The sequence below is a fragment of the Mesorhizobium sp. M0119 genome, assembly GCF_040322615.1.
Lineage (GTDB): Bacteria > Pseudomonadota > Alphaproteobacteria > Rhizobiales > Rhizobiaceae > Mesorhizobium.
On record NZ_JAMYTU010000101.1, the window covers coordinates 1 to 1,266 of the forward strand.

1 protein-coding gene is annotated in these 1,266 nt (G+C 63.9%); it reads right to left on the reverse strand.

From position 1 onward, the window contains the following. Positions 1 to 140: 140 nt before the first annotated feature. Entirely contained in the window at positions 141 to 1,184 is a 1,044-nt protein-coding gene (locus NKJ40_RS31735; RefSeq protein ID WP_352469384.1) for an IS110 family RNA-guided transposase, read from the reverse strand. Positions 1,185 to 1,266 lie beyond the last annotated feature (82 nt).

Here is a 1,266-nt window from a genome sequence, read left to right on the forward strand (position 1 = left end):
GGACACGGCATCGGCTGCCGGTGAGCACCTCGGAGTGTCTCGCTGGTCCCGGTTCGATCGGTCACACCCATCTTCTCCTCTACTTGCAAGTTCCGGCCTTCAGCGTCGAACGGGGCTCGGCGCCGAACTCTTGAATGCTCTTACGGCTGCACAGGCGCAGTCACCGGAAGGGCGGCAGCGGGGCGGTATTGCTCGCCGCTGACCATCAGTTTCCAGGCGATCCGGGCCAGCTTGTTGGCCAGCGCCACCGCCGCGAGCTTGGCTGGCTTGCGCGCGATCAAGGCCGCTAGCCAGGGCCAGATGCGTTTGCTGCCGCGCCGCATATGCTGGATGAGAGCGGTGGCGCCCGTTACCAGCACGCTTCGCAGCATCTCGTCGCCGGCGCGGGTGATCACCCCAAGCCGATTTCTACCTGCTGTGGAATGGTTCTTCGGCGTCAGCCCGAGCCAGGCGGCGAAGTCGCGTCCCGACTTGAAGCCGTGTGCATCCGGCACCTTGATGGCCAGCAGCGTGGCTCCAACAGGACCAATCGCCGGTATGGCGGCCAACCGCCGGCTCAGTTCATTGCGCCTGTGGAGCGCAAGCAGCTTTTCATCGAGTGCGGCGACCTCGGCGCTGATATGCGCATAGTCGCGCGCCAGGGTCTCAAACATGTCCCTGGCCGTGTCTGGGATCGTCGCGTCAGCGCGAATGTCGGCCAGCAGATCGCCAAGCCGGGAAAGCCCCTTGGGCGCGACAAGGCCGAACTCTGCGGCAAAGCCGCGGATCGAATTGGCGAGCTGCGTGCGCCGGCCGATGAACTGCGCGCGCAACTTCGCCAGCATCTGCGATCCCTGTTGATCGGCGCTCTTGGCAGGAACGAAACGCATGCCCGGCCGGCTCATCGCCTCGCAGATCGCCCCGGCATCGGCCGCATCCGACTTGGAGCGCTTGACATAGGGCTTCACGTATTGCGGCGGCAGCAACACCACTTCGTGGCCCAGCGCGCGCAATTCCCGCGCCCAATGGTGCGCTGCGCCGCAGGCCTCCATGCCAATCTTCAGCGGCGAAAGCCCGGCAAAGAAGGCGAGCACCTGATTGCGTCGCAGCTTCTTGCGCAACACAGGCTGTTCGGCCTCATTCACGCCATGCAGCTGGAAAACGCTCTTTGACGTATCCATGCCAATACGAATAAGTTTATCCACGGACGGTCTCCCTTGATTGAGATCTGCAACGACCTCATTCTGGCACATCACGATGCCGTCGGGGGCCGTCCACCCCAACACG